Origin of the sequence: Prevotella sp. oral taxon 306 str. F0472 (assembly GCF_000257925.1) — a bacterium.
Lineage (GTDB): Bacteria > Bacteroidota > Bacteroidia > Bacteroidales > Bacteroidaceae > Prevotella > Prevotella vespertina.
The window spans coordinates 1-613 of the sequence record NZ_AJIN01000041.1 but is presented as its reverse complement, the minus strand read 5'-3'; the positions used below and the strand labels follow the sequence as shown (position 1 = coordinate 613).

Genomic DNA, 613 nt, shown 5'->3' with positions numbered 1-613 from the left:
ATTAAATATTCAAGCCACAACGAACAACGCCTTATATAATAAAGGTGTTGCTTATTGTGTATCTGCGTTTGAATCATTGAATACGGAGAGAAAAATAATTGAGAAAAAGATAGCAAATAATTTGGTAGTTCCAAATATTTGTATACTCTCTCTCTCTCTCTCTCTCTCTCTCTCTCTCTCTCTCTAGTAGAGCAGGCGTAAATTACACATTTTTTTCTTCTCGCGTACGCGCGCGCGAAGCGTGCCGCAAACCCTGTAAACAAAGGACTTCTAGAAGTTTCCTTTGTTCTTTTTTTGTGTCCGTACCTAAACCGAAATATAGAGAAATTAAGCACGAAATAACAACTATTTTTAATCAATAAAACAATGGAGAAAAAGAAAGAAAAGAAGAACTATTCTGCACCTAATTGCGTAATAGTTCAGGTAAACGAAACCACTAATTTAATGGCGGGGTCTCCTTTTAATGGTCAGCACAACCCAGCAACACCTGGAGGAACCATCAGCAGTGCTAAGCAAGCACCAGCATGGCAGGGAGCTGACAATGAGAACGAAGACGATTTTTCCGCTTGGGAAGACTAACAGAGAGTTATTAACAAAGAGAACTAAGTAAAAA

1 protein-coding gene is annotated in these 613 nt (G+C 38.3%); it reads left to right on the top strand.

The window, feature by feature from the left end:
* Window positions 1–366: 366 nt before the first annotated feature.
* On the top strand, window positions 367–579 hold the full coding sequence (locus HMPREF9969_RS06605; protein WP_009433829.1) for a hypothetical protein: 213 nt from the start codon (window positions 367–369) through the stop codon (window positions 577–579).
* Window positions 580–613 lie beyond the last annotated feature (34 nt).

Excerpts from the sequence above, each read along its gene's own strand:
- HMPREF9969_RS06605 (WP_009433829.1), top strand. The coding sequence starts at position 367 with ATGGAGAAAAAGAAAGAAAAGAAGAACTATTCTGCACCTAATTGCGTA.